The organism is Klebsiella sp. K5-45, assembly GCF_030128605.1.
GTDB lineage: Bacteria > Pseudomonadota > Gammaproteobacteria > Enterobacterales > Enterobacteriaceae > Klebsiella > Klebsiella quasipneumoniae.
This window is the reverse complement of the sequence record NZ_JAKUZW010000008.1, coordinates 89,435-106,376: the sequence shown is the minus strand read 5'-3', so window position 1 is coordinate 106,376 and position 16,942 is coordinate 89,435. Positions and strand designations below refer to the sequence as shown.

Here is a 16,942-nt window from a genome sequence, read left to right as displayed (position 1 = left end):
GATGAATAACCCGAATCCCGTCGCCACCTACGCCCTGCGTCTTGGCGACAACGGCCTGGTGCTGGCCCAGCGTTTAGGCGCCTGGTGCGGCCATGCCCCGGAGCTGGAGATCGATCTGGCATTGGCCAACATCGGCCTCGACCTGCTTGGCCAGGCGCGCAACTTTTTAAGCTATGCCGCCGAGCTTAACGGCTGCGGCGACGAAGATACCCTGGCCTTCGGCCGCGATGAGCGCCAGTTCAGCAACCTGCTGCTGGTGGAGCAGCCCAACGGCAATTTTGCTGACACCATCGCCCGCCAGTTCTTTATCGACGTCTGGCACGTCGCCCTGTACAGCCGGCTGGTGAACAGCCGCGATGCGCAGCTGGCGGCCATTGCCGCTAAAGGACTGAAAGAGGTGCGCTACCACCAGCGCTTCAGCCGTGGCTGGCTGGAGCGTCTTGGCAACGGTACCGAGGTATCCCAGCGCAAAATGCAGCAGGCGGTCGACAATCTGTGGCGCTTCACCGGCGAACTGTTCCTTGCCGATGACCTGGAGCTCAGCCTGGTCGGGCAGGGCATTGCGGTTGATCCGCGCGAGCTTCAGGCCGAATGGCAAAGCACCGTGCATACCGCGCTGCTTGACTCAGGCTTATCGATCCCGCAGGAAGCGGCCTTCCGCAGCGGCGGCAAACAGGGGCTGCACAGTGAACATCTCGGCCCGCTACTGGCGGAGATGCAATATCTGCAGCGTTCGCATCCCGGCCTGCAGTGGTAAGGGAGGAGAAGATGCAACGTTTAGATGACATCGCTCCCGCCGAGGTGCGTGCTATCTGGGGATTGTTAAGCGCGATCCCGGACCCGGAAGTACCGGTGCTGACCATCACCGATCTCGGCATGGTGCGCAGCGTCGCGCGCCACGGCGACGGCTGGGTGATTGGCTTTACCCCGACTTATTCGGGCTGTCCGGCGACGGAGCATCTGCTGGGGGAGATCCGCGCAGTGATGAGCGAGCATGGTTATCTGCCGGTCCACATCGTCCTGCAGCTGGATCCGCCGTGGACCACCGACTGGATGAGTCAGGATGCCCGCGAGCGCCTGCGCCAGTACGGCATCAGCCCGCCGCAGGGGCACGCCTGCCATGCGGATATGCCCGCCGAGGTGAGTTGTCCACGCTGCGGCAGCACCCATACCTCGCTGCTTAGCGAATTCGGTTCCACGGCCTGCAAAGCGCTCTATCGCTGCGACAGCTGCCGGGAACCTTTTGATTACTTTAAATGTATTTGAGGTTGCCATGACGACGTTCCATTCGCTTAAGGTGGCGAGAGTCGAGCCGGAAACCCGCGATGCGGTGACCATCACTTTTGCGATCCCGCAAGCCCTGCAGGCGGAATACTGTTTTCGCCCGGGCCAGCATCTGACGCTAAAAGCCCGTCTGGGCGGTGAAGAGCTGCGCCGCTGTTACTCCATCTGCCGCAGCCGCACGCCGGGAGAGATCAGCGTCGCGATCAAAGCCATCGACGGCGGACGCTTCTCGCGCTACGCCCAGCACGATATCCAGCAGGGGATGGAGCTGGAGGTGATGGTGCCGCAGGGGCATTTCGGCTATCAGCCGCAGGCCGAGCGGCAGGGCGACTATCTGGCGATTGCCGCCGGCTCCGGGATCACGCCGATGATGGCGATCGTTAGCGCCACCCTGGCCACCGAGCCGTACAGTCGCTTCACGCTGATCTACGGTAACCGCAGCAGCCACAGCATGATGTTCCGCCAGGCGCTGGCCGATTTAAAAGACCGCTATCCGCAGCGCCTGCAGGTGATACATCTGTTCAGCCAGGAGTCGATGGACAGCGATCTGCTGCAGGGGCGCATCGACGGCGACAAACTGCGCCAGCTCGCTGACCATCTGCTGGATTTCAGCCGTTTCGACGAGGCCTTTATCTGCGGTCCGGCGACGATGATGGACGAGGCGGAAGCAACGTTACGTGAACTTGGCGTAGCGGAGAAATCGATTCATCTCGAACGCTTCAATACGCCGGGCGTCAGCGTTAAGCGCGCCGCCGGGGTGCAGGCGGAGGGACGCACGGTCACCATCCGCCAGGACGGGCGCGATCGGCTGATCGCCCTCAGCGCCGAAGACGACAGCATCCTGGATGCCGCATTGCGTCAGGGGGCAGACCTGCCGTTTGCCTGCAAGGGCGGGGTGTGCGCCACCTGTAAATGCAAAGTGCTGCGCGGCGAAGTGGCGATGGCCGCCAACTATAGCCTCGAAGCGGATGAGCTGGCGGCGGGTTATGTGCTGAGCTGCCAGGCGCTGCCCACCAGCGGCGACGTGGTGGTCGACTTTGACGCGCGGGGGATGGCATGAGCGAGCTGCTGATCCACCGCCATGGCCGTGTGCTGCAGCTGACGCTCAACCGTCCGCAGGCCCGCAATGCACTGAACAATGCCTTATTAACCCAGATTGCCGAGGCGCTGGAGGCCGCGGCCGCTGATAACCACGTCAGCGTCTGCGTCATCAGCGGTAACCCGCGCTTCTTTGCCGCCGGGGCCGATCTGAATGAGATGGCGGAGAAAGATCTCCCGGCGACCCTGGACGATATCCGCCCGCGGCTGTGGGCGCGTATCGATGCCTTCCCCAAACCGCTGATCGCCTCGGTCAACGGTTACGCCCTCGGCGCCGGCTGCGAGCTGGCCCTGCTATGCGATCTGATTGTCGCCGGGGACAACGCCCGCTTTGGCCTGCCGGAAATTACCCTCGGCATAATGCCGGGCGCTGGCGGCACCCAGCGGCTGATCCGCAGCGTTGGCAAGGCGCTGGCCAGCCGGATGGTGCTGAGCGGCGAGAGTATTGACGCCCGTCAGGCGCAGCAGGCCGGGCTGGTGAGCGATGTCCATCCGGCGGCGTTAACCGATGAATATGCCCTGCAACTGGCGACCACCATCGCCCGCCATGCGCCGCTGGCGCTGCGGGCGGCGAAACAGTCGCTGCGCCTGTCGCAGGAAGTGAGCCTGCAGGCCGGTCTCCAGCAGGAGCGCCAGCTGTTCAGCCTGCTGAGCGCCACCGAAGACCGCCGCGAAGGCATCGACGCCTTCTTACAAAAACGTAACCCGGACTTTACAGGACGCTAATCGTGGAAGCTTTCATTCTCAGCGCAGTGGAACAGGGCGTCATGACCATCACTCTCAATCGCCCGGACCGCCTCAACAGTTTTAACGATCGGATGCATCAGCAGCTGGCGGAATGTCTGAAGCAGGCCGAGCGCGACGACGGCGTGCGTTGCCTGCTGATCACCGGCGCCGGCCGCGGATTTTGCGCCGGCCAGGATCTGAATGACCGCAACGTCGACCCCAGTGGGCCGCCGCCGGATCTCGGCCTGTCGGTGGAACGCTTTTACAACCCGTTAGTGCGCCGTCTGGCGGCGCTGCCGAAACCGGTTATCTGCGCGGTCAACGGCGTAGCCGCTGGCGCAGGCGCCACCCTGGCGCTGGGCTGCGATATCGTGCTGGCCGCGCGTTCGGCCAAGTTTGTGATGGCGTTCAGCAAGCTCGGGCTGGTGCCGGACTGCGGCGGCAGCTGGTTCCTGCCGCGGGTGGCTGGCCGCGCGCGCGCGATGGGGCTGGCGCTGCTGGGCGACAGCCTCAGCGCGGAACAGGCCGCGCAGTGGGGGATTATCTGGCAACTGGTGGACGATGCCGAACTGGCGGATACCAGTCTGCAGCTGGCGCGCCATCTGGCGGCCCAGCCGACGTTTGGTCTTGGGCTGATTAAAAAGGCGCTGCTGGCGGCGGAAACCAACAGTCTCGACGCGCAGCTGGATCTGGAGCGCGATTATCAGCGCCTCGCCGGGCGCAGCGATGATTACCGCGAAGGGGTCAGCGCGTTTCTGGCCAAACGGCCACCACAGTTCAGCGGGAAATAGATGATGACGACATCCTTAGCCAACGTGGCGGTGATCGGCAGCGGCACCATGGGGGCTGGTATTGCCGAAGTGGCTGCTGCCGCCGGGCACCCGGTACTGATTTACGACATCGATCATCAGGCCATCGTCCGGGCGATCGATGGCATTGCGAGGCGTCTTGCCTCTCGGGTCGAGCGCGGCAAACTGGCCTCAGAGCAGGCCGACGCGCTGCTGGCGCGGCTGCATCCGGCCCACGATTTAGCCGCGCTGGCCGACGCAGATTTAGTGATCGAAGCGGCCTCTGAACGCCTGGAGGTGAAAGCGGCGCTGTTCGCGCAGCTGGCGGCGATCTGCTCGCCGTCAACATTGCTGACCAGCAACACTTCGTCGATTTCGATTACCGCCATCGCCGCCGGGGTCAAAAACCCGGAGCGGGTGGCCGGGCTGCACTTTTTTAATCCGGCGCCGGTGATGCAGCTGGTGGAGGTTGTCAGCGGCCTGGCGACGTCTGCGGAAGTGGTGGAGCAGCTGTGCCAGTGCGTGAGCGGCTGGGGGAAACGGCCGGTTCGCTGCCGCTCGACGCCCGGCTTTATCGTTAACCGCGTGGCGCGTCCGTTCTATGCTGAAGCCTGGCGGGCGCTGGAGGAGCAGGTGGCCGCCCCGGAAGTTATCGATGCCGCTTTGCGTGACGGCGGCGGCTTCCCGATGGGGCCCCTGGCGCTGACGGACCTGATTGGCCAGGACGTCAACTTCGCCGTGACCTGCTCGGTATTTAACGCCTTCTGGCAGGACCGGCGTTACCTGCCATCGCTCCTGCAGCAGGAGCTGGCGCAGGCCGGGCGATTGGGGAAAAAGAGCGGTCACGGCGTCTATCGCTGGCCTGCGGAGACGCAGCCGGAGGTGACGCTGCCGCCGGTCGCCACTGGCGCGCAATCCGTGATGACGGTAAGTGACAGTGTCACCGAGCTGGACGAGCTTTTGTTGCTGGAGACCGAAGGCGAAACCGCCCTGGCGCTGAGCGTTAAGCATCGTCGTCCGGTGGTGGTGTATGACCTGTGCGCCAGCGATACGGTGGTGCTGGCCGCCGCGGCGACCAACGCGCCGGCGGCGACGGACAAAGCGGTGCACTATTTCCAGCAGCAGGGCAAGAAAGTGCTGCGCATCGCCGATTATCCCGGCCTGCTGGTGTGGCGCACGGTGGCGATGCTGGTTAACGAAGCGCTGGACGCACTGCAGAAAGGGGTGGCCAGCGCGCAGGATATCGATACCGCCATGCGTCTTGGCGTCAACTACCCGCAGGGCCCGCTGGCGTGGGGGGAAAGCCTCGGCTGGCGCCGCGTGCTGCGCCTGCTGGAGAACCTGCATCACCATTATGGCGAGGAGCGCTATCGCCCCGGTTCCCTGTTGCGCCAGAAGGCGCTAATGGAGAAGCACCATGAGCAATGATCCGTGGCGCAACGCGCGCGCGATGTACGAAAAAGATACCTGCGCCAGAACGATGGGGATCGAACTTATCGAAATGGACGATGGTTTTGCGCAGATGACCATGACCGTCTCGCCGGACATGCTTAACGGCCATCAAACCTGTCACGGCGGTCAGCTATTTACCCTTGCCGATACCGCTTTCGCCTACGCCTGTAACAGCCAGGGGCTGGCGGCGGTGGCTTCGGCGGCCAGCATTGATTTCCTTCGCCCGGCGTTTGCCGGGGACCGGCTGGTCGCCACCGCCCGAGTCAAACAGCAGGGCAAGCTGACCGGGGTCTACGACATTGAAATTGTTAATCAACAGCAAAAAATTGTGGCCCTGTTTCGCGGCAAATCGCACCGCATCGGCGGCACAATCACAGGAGAAGTCTAATGCGCGAGGCCTTTATTTGTGACGGGATCCGCACGCCGATTGGCCGCTACGGCGGCGCGCTGGCCAGCGTGCGCGCCGACGACCTGGCGGCGATCCCGCTGCGTGAGCTGCTGAGCCGTAACCCCAGGCTTGACCCGACCGCGATCGATGACGTGATTTACGGCTGCGCGAATCAGGCGGGTGAAGATAACCGCAATGTGGCGCATATGGCGACTCTGTTGGCAGGTTTCCCGCATACCGTACCGGGCACCACGATTAACCGTTTATGTGGGTCTGGTCTGGATGCGATCGGCTTTGCCGCCAGAGCGATCAAAGCCGGCGATGCCGATCTGCTGATTGCCGGCGGCGTAGAGTCGATGTCGCGCGCGCCGTTTGTGATGGGGAAGGCCAGCGCGCCGTATCAGCGTCAGGCGGAGCTGTTTGACACCACCATTGGCTGGCGTTTTGTGAACCCGCTCATGGCGCAACACTTCGGAACTGACAGCATGCCGGAAACGGCCGAGAATGTAGCTGAATTGTTAAATATTAGCCGCGCCGATCAGGATGCTTTCGCCTGGCGCAGCCAGCAGCGCACGGCGCAGGCCCAGCGCGATGGCATTCTGGCGCAGGAGATCGTGCCGGTGCAGATTGTCGGACGGAAAGGGGTGGTCAGCGACGTGCGCGAGGACGAGCATCCGCGCCCGGAAACCACGCTTGAGCAGCTGGCGCAACTGAAAGCGCCGTTCCGCCAGGGCGGCGTCATTACCGCGGGCAATGCTTCCGGCGTCAACGATGGCGCCGCGGCGCTGATCGTCGCCAGCGAACAGCAGGCCGCTATCCAGGGGCTCACGCCGCGCGCGCGTATCGTGGCGATGGCGACGGCAGGGGTCGAACCGCGGCTGATGGGGCTGGGGCCGGTACCGGCGGTGCGTAAAGTGCTGGAGCGGGCGGGACTCAATATCCACGATATGGATCTGATTGAGCTGAATGAGGCCTTCGCCGCCCAGGCCCTGGGCGTGCTCAGACAGCTTGGCGTGCCGGACGATGCGGCGCATGTGAATCCCAACGGCGGCGCCATCGCGTTAGGCCATCCGCTGGGCATGAGCGGCGCGCGTCTGGCGCTGAGCGCCAGCCTTGAGCTGCAGCGCCGCGGCGGGCGCTATGCGTTGTGTACGATGTGTATTGGCGTGGGTCAGGGCATCGCCATGATCCTCGAGCGAGTGTGAGCTAATTTACCTGCGAGTACCCTACAATGATAACTACTACAAAATTAGATCCGATTGAAACCGCCTCGCGTGATGAGCTGCAGGCCCTGCAAACCCAACGGCTGAAGTGGACCCTGAATCATGCGTATAACAGTGTGCCGATGTATCGTCGCAAATTCGACGCCGCCGGCGTGCACCCTGACGACTTTCGCGAACTGAGCGACCTGACCAAATTCCCGTGCACCACCAAACAGGATCTGCGCGACAACTATCCCTTCGATACCTTCGCGGTGCCGATGGAGCAGGTGGTGCGCATTCACGCCTCTTCCGGGACCACCGGCAAACCGACGGTGGTGGGCTACACGCAGAACGATATTGATAACTGGGCCAATATCGTCGCCCGTTCGCTGCGCGCCGCCGGCGGCACGGCGAAAGATAAAATTCACGTCGCCTACGGCTATGGCCTGTTCACCGGCGGCCTTGGCGCGCACTACGGCGCGGAACGCTTAGGCGCGACGGTGATCCCGATGTCCGGCGGACAGACCGAAAAACAGGCGCAGCTGATCCGTGATTTCAAGCCGGATATGATCATGGTGACGCCGTCCTACTGTCTGAATCTGATTGAAGAGCTGGAGCGCCAGATGGACGGCGATGCCCGCGGCTGTTCATTACGCGTCGGCGTCTTTGGCGCCGAGCCGTGGACCCTGGCGATGCGCGCGGAGATCGAGCGCCGGCTGGGGATCACCGCCCTGGACATATACGGTCTGTCGGAGGTGATGGGCCCGGGGGTGGCGATGGAGTGTCTGGAGACTGTTGACGGCCCGACCATCTGGGAAGACCACTTCTTCCCGGAAATCGTTAACCCGGACGACGGCACGCCGCTGGCCGATGGCGAACACGGCGAACTGCTGTTCACCACGTTGACCAAAGAGGCGCTGCCGGTGATCCGCTATCGTACCCGCGATCTGACGCGCCTGCTGCCGGGCACCGCCCGCACCATGCGCCGTATGGACCGCATCAGCGGACGCAGCGACGATATGCTGATCATCCGCGGGGTTAACGTCTTCCCGTCGCAGCTGGAAGAGGAGATCCTTAAGTTTGAACATCTGGCGCCGCACTACCAGCTGGAGGTCAATCGCCGCGGCCATCTTGATTCGCTGGCGGTGCGCGTGGAGCTGAAAGAGAGCGGGCTGGCGCTGAGTCACGAGCAGCGCTGCCAGATTTGTCACCAGTTGCGCCACCGCATCAAGTCGATGGTCGGGATCTCCACCGATATCACTATCGTCAACTGCGGCAGCATTCCGCGCTCTGAAGGCAAAGCCTGTCGGGTATTTGATCTGCGTAAAGCGGTGGTCAGCGGTTAAACCTCTCCCCGGTGGCGCTGCGCTGACCGGGGCTACGCGGTTAGCCCGGCTGAGGCCTTTACGCCCTCAGCCGGGGGAATTCCTGTGCTATGATTCATAAAGGAAAAATATAACAACAGCATGAATCAGATGAGTAAACTCGACGCCTTTATTCAACAAGCCGTGACGGCGACGCCGATCAGCGGCACGTCATTGATCGCCTCGCTGTATGGCGACGCCTTATTACAACGCGGTGGGGAAGTGTGGCTGGGCAGCGTCGCGGCGCTGCTGGAAGGATTAGGCTTCGGCGAGCGCTTCGTCCGCACCGCGCTGTTTCGCCTCAATAAAGAAGAGTGGCTTGATGTCGTCCGTATCGGCCGCCGCAGCTTCTATCGTCTGAGTGACAAAGGGCTGCGCCTGACCCGTCGTGCGGAACATAAAATTTATCGGGCGAACGCCCCGGAATGGGATGGTACCTGGCTGCTGTTGCTCTCGGAAGGCCTGGAAAAAAATGTGCTGGCCGACGTCAAAAAGCAGCTGCTGTGGCAGGGATTTGGCGCGCTGGCCCCGAGCCTGTTAGCCTCGCCGTCGCAAAAGCTGGCGGATGTCCAGTCGCTGCTCCACGAAGCAGGCGTCGCCGAAAACGTCATCTGTTTTGAAGCCCACTCGCCGCTGGCGCTCTCCCGGGCGGCGCTGCGCAGCCGGGTAGAGGAGTGCTGGCATCTCACCGAACAAAACGAGATGTATGAATCGTTCATCTCGCTATTCCGGCCGATACTGCCGCTGCTCCGTGACTGCGACCCCGCGGAGTTAACGTCGGAGCGCAGCTTTCAGATCCAGCTCCTGCTGATTCATTTCTATCGCCGGGTGGTGCTCAAAGATCCGCTGCTGCCGGAAGAGCTGCTGCCGGCGCACTGGGCGGGGCAAACCGCCCGCCAGCTGTGTATCAATATTTACCAACGGGTGAGTCCCGGCGCGCTGGCGTTCGTCAGCGAGAAAGGTGAAAGCTCGGTCGGCGAGCTTCCCGCGCCGGGCCCGCTCTATTATCAGCGCTTTGGCGGTTTGCCGGGCGCATAAGGAGGTTGCATGCCGATTTATCAGATTGATGGACTGACCCCGGTGGTGCCGGAGGAGAGTTACGTCCACCCGACCGCGGTGTTGATTGGCGACGTGATCCTCGGCAAAGGGGTCTATGTTGGGCCCAACGCCAGCCTGCGCGGCGATTTTGGCCGCATCGTGGTCAAAGACGGGGCCAATATACAGGACAACTGCGTGATGCACGGCTTCCCAGGCCAGGATACGGTGGTGGAAGAGGAGGGCCATATCGGCCACGGCGCTATTCTGCACGGCTGCGTAATTGGCCGCAATGCGCTGGTGGGGATGAGCGCGGTGATTATCGACGGGGCGACTATCGGCGAAAACAGCATTGTCGGCGCCTCGGCCTTCGTCAAAGCCAACGCCGAGATGCCCGCCAACCATCTGATTATCGGAAGCCCGGCAAAAGCGATTCGCGTCCTGAGCGAACAGGAGCTGGCGTGGAAAAAGCACGGTACCCGTGAATACCAGGTGCTGGTGGAACGCTGTAAGCAGACGCTCCACCAGGTTGAGCCATTACGGGAAGTGGAGGACGGGCGTAAGCGGCTGGAGTTTGATGAAAACCTGCGGCCAAAATCCTCCACCTGAGGGGTAAATATAATGGCAGAGAAATTATCCGCTCACTGTCACTGCGGTGCGGTGGCCTTTACCGTTGAGCTCAGCGACGGCTTCAACACCGTTCGGCGCTGTAACTGTTCATATTGTCGAATGCGTGGGGCGGTCGCGGTCTCTTCGCCGCGTTCAGGAATCGATGTGGTACGCGGCAGGGATAAGCTCACAGAGTATCGCTTTAATACAGGGGAAGCCGTGCACTTTTTCTGCTCGGTATGCGGGATCTACACCTTTCATCAACGGCGTTCAAACCCACAGCAGTATGGGGTGAATGTGGCGTGCATTGACGGCGTTTCACCTTTCGATTTTCCTTGCGTGGAAGTCAACGACGGCGTAAATCATCCAAAAGATGGCGGCGGAGGCGTGGTGGGGTATTTGCGCTACGAGAAAAAGCAAAAATCTCCTCCCGCCGGCAGCGAGAGGAGTTAACTATTAGGCTGCAACCACGCTGTCGATGGCCGCTTTCGCGTCAGACTGCGCTTTGGCCGCGACTTCCGGGCCGTAAGCGATACCTTCGGCGAACACGAAGTTCACGTCGGTGATGCCGATGAAGCCGAGGAAGGTGGACAGGTACGGGGTGACCAGGTCGGTCGGGGTATCTTTATGGATACCGCCGCGGCTGGTCACGACGACCGCGCGTTTACCGGTCACCAGACCTTCCGGCCCTTTTTCGGTGTAGCGGAAGGTCACGCCGGCGCGAGCCACCAGGTCGAAATAGTTTTTCAACTGCGTCGGGATGTTGAAGTTGTACATCGGCGCAGCGATAACAATCACATCGTTGCCTTTCAGTTCAGCGATCAGCTCGTCGGAAAGGGCCAGCGCTTCCTGCTGACGCGGAGTCAGCGGCGCGTCGCTCGGACGCAGGGCGCCAACCAGTTCACCATCCAGAACCGGGATCGGATTAGCGGCCAGGTCACGCACGGTGATCTCGTCGCCCGGGTGTTTTTCCTGCCATTGTTCAACAAAATAGTCGGAAAGCTGACCAGATTGTGAGTACCCTGCCAGAATACTGGATTTCAGAACTAATACTTTGCTCATGGGTGTTTCCTTTTTTAATGTGATTGACGGGTCAGTGCCCTGGTGCTTGATGACACTGTATTCACAATCGCGCCACAGAGATAGCGCAATATATCGAATCCTATGTTCAGATTTTTTGAACAAGGCATGAGTGGCGCAGATGTGGTACTCTAAGGCAATACTTCAAAAGAGATTTTCCCGGCAGAGCTCTGCCCGATAACGCTATGACAGAACAACAAAAAATCACCTTCCCCCAGCTTTATCAACAGCTCGACGGCCTGATGCTGCGCGACAAAACGCGCTTTGCCCGCCGTCTGCACGGCGTGAAGAAGGTTAAAAATCCTGAATCGCAACAGGCCATCCTTCAGGAGATGGCGCAGGAGATAAGCCAGGCAGCCAGTAAAGTCCTGCTGCGCGAAGCGGCGCGTCCGGCCATCACCTATCCGGAAAATCTGCCGGTTAGCCAGAAAAAACAAGAAATTCTCGAGGCGGTACGCGATCACCAGGTGGTGATTGTCGCCGGGGAGACCGGTTCGGGTAAAACCACCCAGCTGCCAAAAATCTGCATGGAGCTGGGCCGCGGGCTGAAAGGGCTAATCGGCCATACCCAGCCGCGCCGTCTGGCCGCGCGAACCGTGGCCAACCGTATCGCCGAGGAGCTGCAAACGGAGCCGGGCGGCTGTATCGGCTATAAGGTCCGCTTTAGCGATCACGTCAGCGACAACACCATGGTCAAGCTGATGACCGACGGTATTCTGCTGGCGGAGATCCAGCAGGATCGCCTGCTGATGCAGTACGACACCATCATTATCGATGAAGCGCACGAGCGCAGCCTGAACATTGACTTCCTGCTCGGCTATCTGAAAGAGCTGCTGCCGCGCCGTCCTGACCTGAAAATCATCATCACCTCGGCGACCATCGACCCGGAACGTTTCTCAAAGCATTTCAATAATGCGCCGATTATCGAAGTCTCCGGGCGGACTTACCCGGTGGAAGTGCGCTATCGGCCGATAGTGGAAGAGGCGGACGATACCGAGCGCGATCAGCTGCAGGCGATCTTTGATGCCGTCGATGAGCTCGGGCGCGAAGGGCCCGGCGATATTCTGATCTTTATGAGCGGCGAGCGGGAGATTCGCGATACCGCCGATGCGCTGAATAAGCTGGATCTGCGCCATACCGAAGTGCTGCCGCTGTACGCTCGCTTGTCCAACAGCGAGCAGAACCGCGTCTTCCAGCCGCACAGTGGACGACGCATCGTGCTGGCGACCAACGTGGCGGAAACCTCGCTGACCGTACCGGGCATTAAGTACGTTATCGATCCCGGTACCGCGCGTATCAGCCGCTACAGCTACCGCACCAAGGTGCAGCGCCTGCCGATCGAGCCAGTTTCCCAGGCGTCCGCCAACCAGCGTAAAGGCCGCTGCGGTCGCGTCTCGGAAGGGATCTGTATTCGTCTTTATTCAGAAGACGATTTCCTGTCGCGACCGGAATTTACCGATCCGGAAATTCTGCGCACCAACCTGGCGTCGGTCATCCTGCAGATGACCGCCCTGGGCTTAGGCGATATCGCCGCCTTCCCGTTCGTTGAAGCGCCGGATAAGCGCAACATTCAGGACGGCGTGCGCCTGCTGGAAGAGCTGGGCGCCATCACCACCGATGAGCAGGCCACCGCCTACAAGCTGACCCCGATGGGCCGTCAGCTTAGCCAGTTGCCGGTAGACCCGCGTCTGGCGCGGATGGTGCTGGAGGCGCAGAAGCACGGCTGCGTGCGAGAAGCGATGATCATCACCTCCGCGCTGTCGATTCAGGATCCGCGCGAGCGGCCGATGGACAAACAGCAGGCCTCTGACGAAAAACACCGCCGCTTTCACGATAAAGAGTCTGACTTCCTTGCCTTTGTGAACCTGTGGAACTATCTCGGCGAACAGCAGAAAGCCCTGTCGTCGAATCAGTTCCGCCGTCAGTGCCGGGTCGATTTTCTGAACTATCTGCGCGTGCGCGAGTGGCAGGATATCTATACCCAGCTGCGCCAGGTGGTGAAGGAGCTTGGCCTGCCGATCAACAGCGAGCCAGCGGAATATCGCGAGATCCATACCGCGCTGCTGACCGGTCTGCTGTCGCACATCGGCATGAAGGATGCCGATAAACAGGAGTTTACCGGGGCGCGCAACGCCCGCTTTTCCATTTTCCCGGGGTCCGGTCTGTTTAAAAAGCCGCCGAAGTGGACGATGGTGGCGGAACTGGTGGAGACCAGCCGGCTGTGGGGCCGCATTGCCGCCCGCATTGAGCCGGAGTGGGTGGAGCCGGTAGCGCAGCACCTGATCAAACGCTCATACAGCGAGCCGCACTGGGAGCGGGCGCAGGGCGCGGTGATGGCGACGGAAAAGGTCACCGTCTACGGCCTGCCGATCGTGGGCGCGCGTAAGGTCAACTACAGCCAGATCGATCCGGCGCTGTGCCGCGAGCTGTTTATCCGCCACGCGCTGGTGGAGGGCGACTGGCAAACGCGCCACGCCTTCTTCCGGGAGAACCTGAAGCTGCGGGCGGAAATCGAAGAGCTGGAGCATAAGTCGCGCCGCCGCGACATTCTGGTGGACGACGAGACCCTGTTCGAATTCTACGACCAGCGCATCAGCCACGACGTCATCTCCGCCCGCCACTTCGACAGCTGGTGGAAGCAGGCCAGCAAAGAGACGCCGGATCTGCTCAACTTTGAGAAGAGCATGCTGATTAAGGAAGGGGCGGAGCAGGTTAGCAAGCTGGACTATCCGAACTTCTGGCATCAGGGCAACCTTAAGCTGCGGCTTAGCTATCAGTTTGAGCCGGGCGCCGACGCCGACGGCGTGACGGTGCATATTCCGCTGCCGCTGCTGAACCAGGTGGAGGAGGCCGGGTTTGAATGGCAGATCCCCGGCCTGCGTCGCGAGCTGATTATCGCGCTGATAAAATCGCTGCCGAAGCCGGTGCGGCGCAATTTTGTCCCGGCTCCCAACTATGCGGAAGCGTTTCTTGGCCGGGCGACGCCGCTTGAGCTGCCGTTGCTCGATTCCCTGGAGCGCGAGCTGCGTAAGATGACCGGCGTGACCATCGACCGCGAAGCCTGGCAGTGGGATCAGGTGCCCGATCACCTGAAAATCACTTTCCGGGTGGTGGATGATAAAAACAAGAAGCTGCAGGAAGGGCGCTCGCTGCAGGCGCTGAAAGAGGCGCTGAAGGGCAAAGTTCAGGAGACGCTGTCGGCGGTCGCTGATGATGGCATCGAGCAGAGCGGGCTGCATATCTGGAGCTTTGGCACCCTGGCGGAAAGCTATGAACAGAAGCGCGGCAACTATAAGGTGAAAGCCTGGCCGGCGCTGGTGGACGAGCGCGACAGCGTGGCCATCAAGCTGTTTGATAATCCACAGGAACAGCAGCAGGCCATGTGGCGCGGTCTGCGTCGCCTGCTGCTGCTTAACATTCCGTCGCCGATTAAGTATCTGCACGAGAAACTGCCGAACAAAGCCAAGCTCGGGCTCTATTTCAACCCGTACGGCAAAGTGCTGGATCTGATTGACGACTGCATCTCCTGCGGCGTTGATAAGCTTATCGACGAGGCGGGCGGTCCGGTATGGACGGAAGAGGGCTTCAACCAGCTGCACGATAAAGTTCGCGCCGAGCTCAACGAGACGGTGGTGGAGATCGCCAAACAGGTCGAGCAGATCCTCACTGCGGTGTTCAATATCAACAAACGGCTGAAAGGCCGGGTGGATATGACCATGGCGCTGGGGCTGTCGGACATCAAAGCGCAGATGGCGGGGCTGGTTTACCGCGGCTTTGTCACCGGCAACGGCTTCCGTCGTCTTGGCGATACGCTGCGCTACCTACAGGCGATTGAAAAGCGCCTGGAGAAGATGGCTATCGATCCGCACCGCGACCGCGCGCAGATGCTGAAAATTGAGAGCGTGCAGCAGGCGTGGCAGCAGTGGCTGAATAAGCTACCGCCGAACCGCCGTGAGGACGACGATGTCCGGGAGATCCGCTGGATGATCGAGGAGCTGCGGGTGAGCTTCTTCGCCCAGCAGCTGGGGACCCCGTACCCCATCTCGGACAAACGTGTCCTGCAGGCGATGGAGCAGGTGACGCCGTAATCCCACCCTTTTCCCTGCCCGGCGGCGCAGTGCTTGCCGGGCAGGGGAAACCCGGGGGCGGTCGCGAAGCCGTACCCGGTTATCTCCCCGCCCTGATGCTTCCCCGCCGAATGAAAAATGAACGGAATCTGAAAATCGACCTGCCGGCTTGGGTCATCGGCCGTCTTCGCGTATTTTTAGCCTTGTTTCGCAGGAAAACCAGAACACGGAGTCTATTTTTACCCTTCTTGATATGGACAAATTCCTCATGCTGGCGCTGGCTATCCTTGTGATGGCCGCGTGTAAACCCTTCGTTGACGCTTCCTCCTGCGATGAAACACAGGGGGCGATCAACGATGCGAACTTTTTTATTTTGACCTCCCTTCCGCCGCTGAACGGCGAAGTGCAGAGCGTGCAAATCGTCGGCAGCCAGAATAACGAATATGGCGCCCTTCGTTTCGCGCGTTGCCGCCAGCTGGCAAGCTATGAGCGGGCAAAAACCCTTAACACCGCACATGGCGCAACGATCGTCAGAGATAATGTTCGCTGGCGAAATGATAAAGGATGGATGCGGGAATATATCCGGCAGACCCGGAGCGCGACGGGAAATATCAGCAAGATGGTGATGCGCGAACAGTTTTATACCGATTCTCTCGGGCGGATTGTGCGCGCCGAAAACGTGTCCGCGACGCAGCAACCGCCCAAAGTCCTGCATACGACCACCTATCAGTATGACGACCGGAACCGCCTGGTCCGTAAAACGGTCAACGGCGGTATGATGGTCATGCTTGCTGTCGATTACCGCTATACGGATGGGCGCCTTAGCCGCATGGCTGACTCGGACTCCACCTCGACGCTGCGTTGGGATGAAAAAGGGCGCTGGATATCCCGGGAAACGACCTCAACGTATAGTGGAGCACGCCAGGCCTGTTGTTTAGGGTGGGATCCCGAGGGGAACTGTACCGCGGAGTATGGCGAGCAGCCTGCTGCAGGGGCAATGAAAGATCAGTCTCTGCACTACCAGTATACCTATTATCCTCGATGATCCTCCGCGGCAGAAAGCCCCGCGGGCCCGGCAGCATAGGTTCATGCAGGCTGGTGCTGCCGGGCAGGAGAGCGGGGTTTCTCCCTCTCTCTGGGGGAGAGGGCCGGGGTGAGGGCATCAGGCCGCCCGGATCTCAGCCATTCACCAGCGCCAGCGTAAAGCCATCCCATCCCTTAATGCCCACCGTCTGCAGCGCGGTGGCGGTGAGCCGCGGGTTATCGCCGATCATCTCGATAAACCGACGCACGCCCTGCACACGCGCGTCATCGCTTTGCCCATTAATCACCTCGCCATCGCGCACCACGTTATCGCCCACGATCAGCGTCCCGGGGCGGGAATAGTGCAGCGCCCACTCCAGATAGTGAGGATTATTAGGTTTATCGGCATCAATAAAGATCAGGTCGAATGGCTGCACATCCTCGAAATTTTCCAGCGTGTTCAGCGCGGGTCCTTCAATAAGCTCAATGCGCTCGTTTAGCCCGGCGAGGCGGATATTCTGGCGCGCCACCCCCGCATGCGTCGGGTCGGCCTCGAGGGTAATCAGCTTTCCGTCGGCGGGCAGCGCACGCGCCATCCAGATGGCGCTATAGGCGCCGAGCGTGCCAATTTCAAGGATCCGCCGCGCCTGGGTCATGCGCACCAACAGCGCCAGAAATTGCCCCTGATTGGCCGCAACATCATGTTCAGGTAGCCCGGCGCGTTTGTTGTTTTCCAGAACCTGTCTCAGCACGTCATCATCAGGAATAAGCGAAGAAATCATGTAATTATCGACAGCAGACCACTGTTGTTGCATAGATTAACTCC

At 61.0% G+C, this 16,942-nt stretch carries 16 protein-coding genes; 14 read left to right on the top strand and 2 right to left on the bottom strand.

Going from position 1 to position 16,942, the window contains the following annotated elements; all coding sequences use genetic code 11:
* Nucleotide 1: 1 nt before the first annotated feature.
* The 12 genes from paaC (at nucleotide 2) to MKS11_RS17735 (ending at nucleotide 10,399) form a co-directional block, all read left to right on the top strand.
* Nucleotides 2–757: a 1,2-phenylacetyl-CoA epoxidase subunit PaaC gene (gene paaC, locus MKS11_RS17790; protein WP_004204036.1), complete on the top strand. Its 756-nt coding sequence runs from the start codon at nucleotides 2–4 to the stop codon at nucleotides 755–757.
* Nucleotides 758–768: 11 nt separating this feature from the next.
* Nucleotides 769–1,266, top strand: coding sequence for a 1,2-phenylacetyl-CoA epoxidase subunit PaaD (gene paaD, locus MKS11_RS17785; RefSeq protein ID WP_004204037.1), 498 nt, complete (start codon nucleotides 769–771; stop codon nucleotides 1,264–1,266).
* A gap of 7 nt (nucleotides 1,267–1,273) precedes the next feature.
* A complete protein-coding gene (paaE, locus tag MKS11_RS17780) occupies nucleotides 1,274–2,344 on the top strand; it encodes a 1,2-phenylacetyl-CoA epoxidase subunit PaaE (RefSeq protein ID WP_065904094.1) in 1,071 nt (356 codons plus the stop codon).
* Nucleotides 2,341–3,108 carry a 2,3-dehydroadipyl-CoA hydratase PaaF gene (gene paaF, locus MKS11_RS17775; RefSeq protein ID WP_284109636.1) on the top strand — a complete coding sequence of 256 codons (768 nt, stop codon included), beginning with the start codon at nucleotides 2,341–2,343 and terminating at the stop codon, nucleotides 3,106–3,108. Before paaE ends, paaF begins: the two co-directional genes overlap by 4 nt.
* 2 nt (nucleotides 3,109–3,110) lie before the next feature.
* Nucleotides 3,111–3,899 carry a 2-(1,2-epoxy-1,2-dihydrophenyl)acetyl-CoA isomerase PaaG gene (paaG, locus tag MKS11_RS17770; RefSeq protein ID WP_004204040.1) on the top strand — a complete coding sequence of 263 codons (789 nt, stop codon included), beginning with the start codon at nucleotides 3,111–3,113 and terminating at the stop codon, nucleotides 3,897–3,899.
* Nucleotides 3,900–5,324: a 3-hydroxyacyl-CoA dehydrogenase gene (locus MKS11_RS17765; RefSeq protein WP_165474141.1), complete on the top strand. Its 1,425-nt coding sequence runs from the start codon at nucleotides 3,900–3,902 to the stop codon at nucleotides 5,322–5,324.
* A complete protein-coding gene (gene paaI / locus MKS11_RS17760) occupies nucleotides 5,314–5,736 on the top strand; it encodes a hydroxyphenylacetyl-CoA thioesterase PaaI (protein ID WP_087770993.1) in 423 nt (140 codons plus the stop codon). The genes MKS11_RS17765 and paaI overlap by 11 nt, the downstream gene beginning before the upstream one ends.
* Nucleotides 5,736–6,941 carry a 3-oxoadipyl-CoA thiolase gene (pcaF, locus tag MKS11_RS17755; RefSeq protein WP_087770992.1) on the top strand — a complete coding sequence of 402 codons (1,206 nt, stop codon included), beginning with the start codon at nucleotides 5,736–5,738 and terminating at the stop codon, nucleotides 6,939–6,941. Before paaI ends, pcaF begins: the two co-directional genes overlap by 1 nt.
* Before the next feature lie 26 nt (nucleotides 6,942–6,967).
* Nucleotides 6,968–8,284 carry a phenylacetate--CoA ligase PaaK gene (gene paaK / locus MKS11_RS17750; protein WP_087770991.1) on the top strand — a complete coding sequence of 439 codons (1,317 nt, stop codon included), beginning with the start codon at nucleotides 6,968–6,970 and terminating at the stop codon, nucleotides 8,282–8,284.
* 129 nt (nucleotides 8,285–8,413) lie between these two features.
* Nucleotides 8,414–9,340, top strand: coding sequence for a phenylacetic acid degradation operon negative regulatory protein PaaX (gene paaX, locus MKS11_RS17745; RefSeq protein WP_165474140.1), 927 nt, complete (start codon nucleotides 8,414–8,416; stop codon nucleotides 9,338–9,340).
* Nucleotides 9,341–9,349: 9 nt separating this feature from the next.
* Nucleotides 9,350–9,946, top strand: coding sequence for a phenylacetic acid degradation protein PaaY (gene paaY / locus MKS11_RS17740; protein WP_004204049.1), 597 nt, complete (start codon nucleotides 9,350–9,352; stop codon nucleotides 9,944–9,946).
* A gap of 9 nt (nucleotides 9,947–9,955) precedes the next feature.
* Nucleotides 9,956–10,399 (top strand): GFA family protein, encoded by a 444-nt coding sequence (locus tag MKS11_RS17735; protein ID WP_025999094.1) that lies wholly within the window; start codon nucleotides 9,956–9,958, stop codon nucleotides 10,397–10,399.
* 3 nt (nucleotides 10,400–10,402) lie between these two features.
* On the opposite strand, the gene azoR is transcribed toward MKS11_RS17735, so the two are convergent.
* Nucleotides 10,403–11,008 carry an FMN-dependent NADH-azoreductase gene (gene azoR, locus MKS11_RS17730; RefSeq protein WP_002902889.1) on the bottom strand — a complete coding sequence of 202 codons (606 nt, stop codon included), beginning with the start codon at nucleotides 11,006–11,008 and terminating at the stop codon, nucleotides 10,403–10,405.
* 203 nt (nucleotides 11,009–11,211) lie between these two features.
* On the opposite strand from azoR, the gene hrpA reads away from it, so the two are divergent.
* Nucleotides 11,212–15,114 carry an ATP-dependent RNA helicase HrpA gene (hrpA, locus tag MKS11_RS17725; RefSeq protein WP_032455938.1) on the top strand — a complete coding sequence of 1,301 codons (3,903 nt, stop codon included), beginning with the start codon at nucleotides 11,212–11,214 and terminating at the stop codon, nucleotides 15,112–15,114.
* Between the two features lie 247 nt (nucleotides 15,115–15,361).
* Nucleotides 15,362–16,138, top strand: a complete 777-nt coding sequence (locus MKS11_RS17720) for a hypothetical protein (RefSeq protein ID WP_227523457.1) — start codon at nucleotides 15,362–15,364, stop codon at nucleotides 16,136–16,138.
* Nucleotides 16,139–16,271: 133 nt separating this feature from the next.
* Here MKS11_RS17720 and MKS11_RS17715 read toward each other — a convergent pair whose 3' ends face one another.
* The gene (locus MKS11_RS17715) at nucleotides 16,272–16,931 is read right to left on the bottom strand and encodes an O-methyltransferase (RefSeq protein WP_004204056.1); all 660 of its coding nucleotides are present in this window, start codon (nucleotides 16,929–16,931) and stop codon (nucleotides 16,272–16,274) included.
* Between the last annotated feature and the right edge of the window lie 11 nt (nucleotides 16,932–16,942).

Excerpts from the sequence above, each read along its gene's own strand:
- paaY (WP_004204049.1), top strand. The coding sequence starts at position 9,350 with ATGCCGATTTATCAGATTGATGGACTGACCCCGGTGGTGCCGGAGGAG.
- MKS11_RS17765 (WP_165474141.1), top strand. The coding sequence starts at position 3,900 with ATGATGACGACATCCTTAGCCAACGTGGCGGTGATCGGCAGCGGCACC.
- paaE (WP_065904094.1), top strand. The coding sequence starts at position 1,274 with ATGACGACGTTCCATTCGCTTAAGGTGGCGAGAGTCGAGCCGGAAACC.
- paaI (WP_087770993.1), top strand. The coding sequence starts at position 5,314 with ATGAGCAATGATCCGTGGCGCAACGCGCGCGCGATGTACGAAAAAGAT.
- azoR (WP_002902889.1), bottom strand. The coding sequence starts at position 11,008 with ATGAGCAAAGTATTAGTTCTGAAATCCAGTATTCTGGCAGGGTACTCA.
- MKS11_RS17715 (WP_004204056.1), bottom strand. The coding sequence starts at position 16,931 with ATGCAACAACAGTGGTCTGCTGTCGATAATTACATGATTTCTTCGCTT.
- MKS11_RS17720 (WP_227523457.1), top strand. The coding sequence starts at position 15,362 with ATGCTGGCGCTGGCTATCCTTGTGATGGCCGCGTGTAAACCCTTCGTT.
- paaK (WP_087770991.1), top strand. The coding sequence starts at position 6,968 with ATGATAACTACTACAAAATTAGATCCGATTGAAACCGCCTCGCGTGAT.
- paaX (WP_165474140.1), top strand. The coding sequence starts at position 8,414 with ATGAGTAAACTCGACGCCTTTATTCAACAAGCCGTGACGGCGACGCCG.
- pcaF (WP_087770992.1), top strand. The coding sequence starts at position 5,736 with ATGCGCGAGGCCTTTATTTGTGACGGGATCCGCACGCCGATTGGCCGC.
- hrpA (WP_032455938.1), top strand. The coding sequence starts at position 11,212 with ATGACAGAACAACAAAAAATCACCTTCCCCCAGCTTTATCAACAGCTC.
- paaF (WP_284109636.1), top strand. The coding sequence starts at position 2,341 with ATGAGCGAGCTGCTGATCCACCGCCATGGCCGTGTGCTGCAGCTGACG.
- paaC (WP_004204036.1), top strand. The coding sequence starts at position 2 with ATGAATAACCCGAATCCCGTCGCCACCTACGCCCTGCGTCTTGGCGAC.
- paaD (WP_004204037.1), top strand. The coding sequence starts at position 769 with ATGCAACGTTTAGATGACATCGCTCCCGCCGAGGTGCGTGCTATCTGG.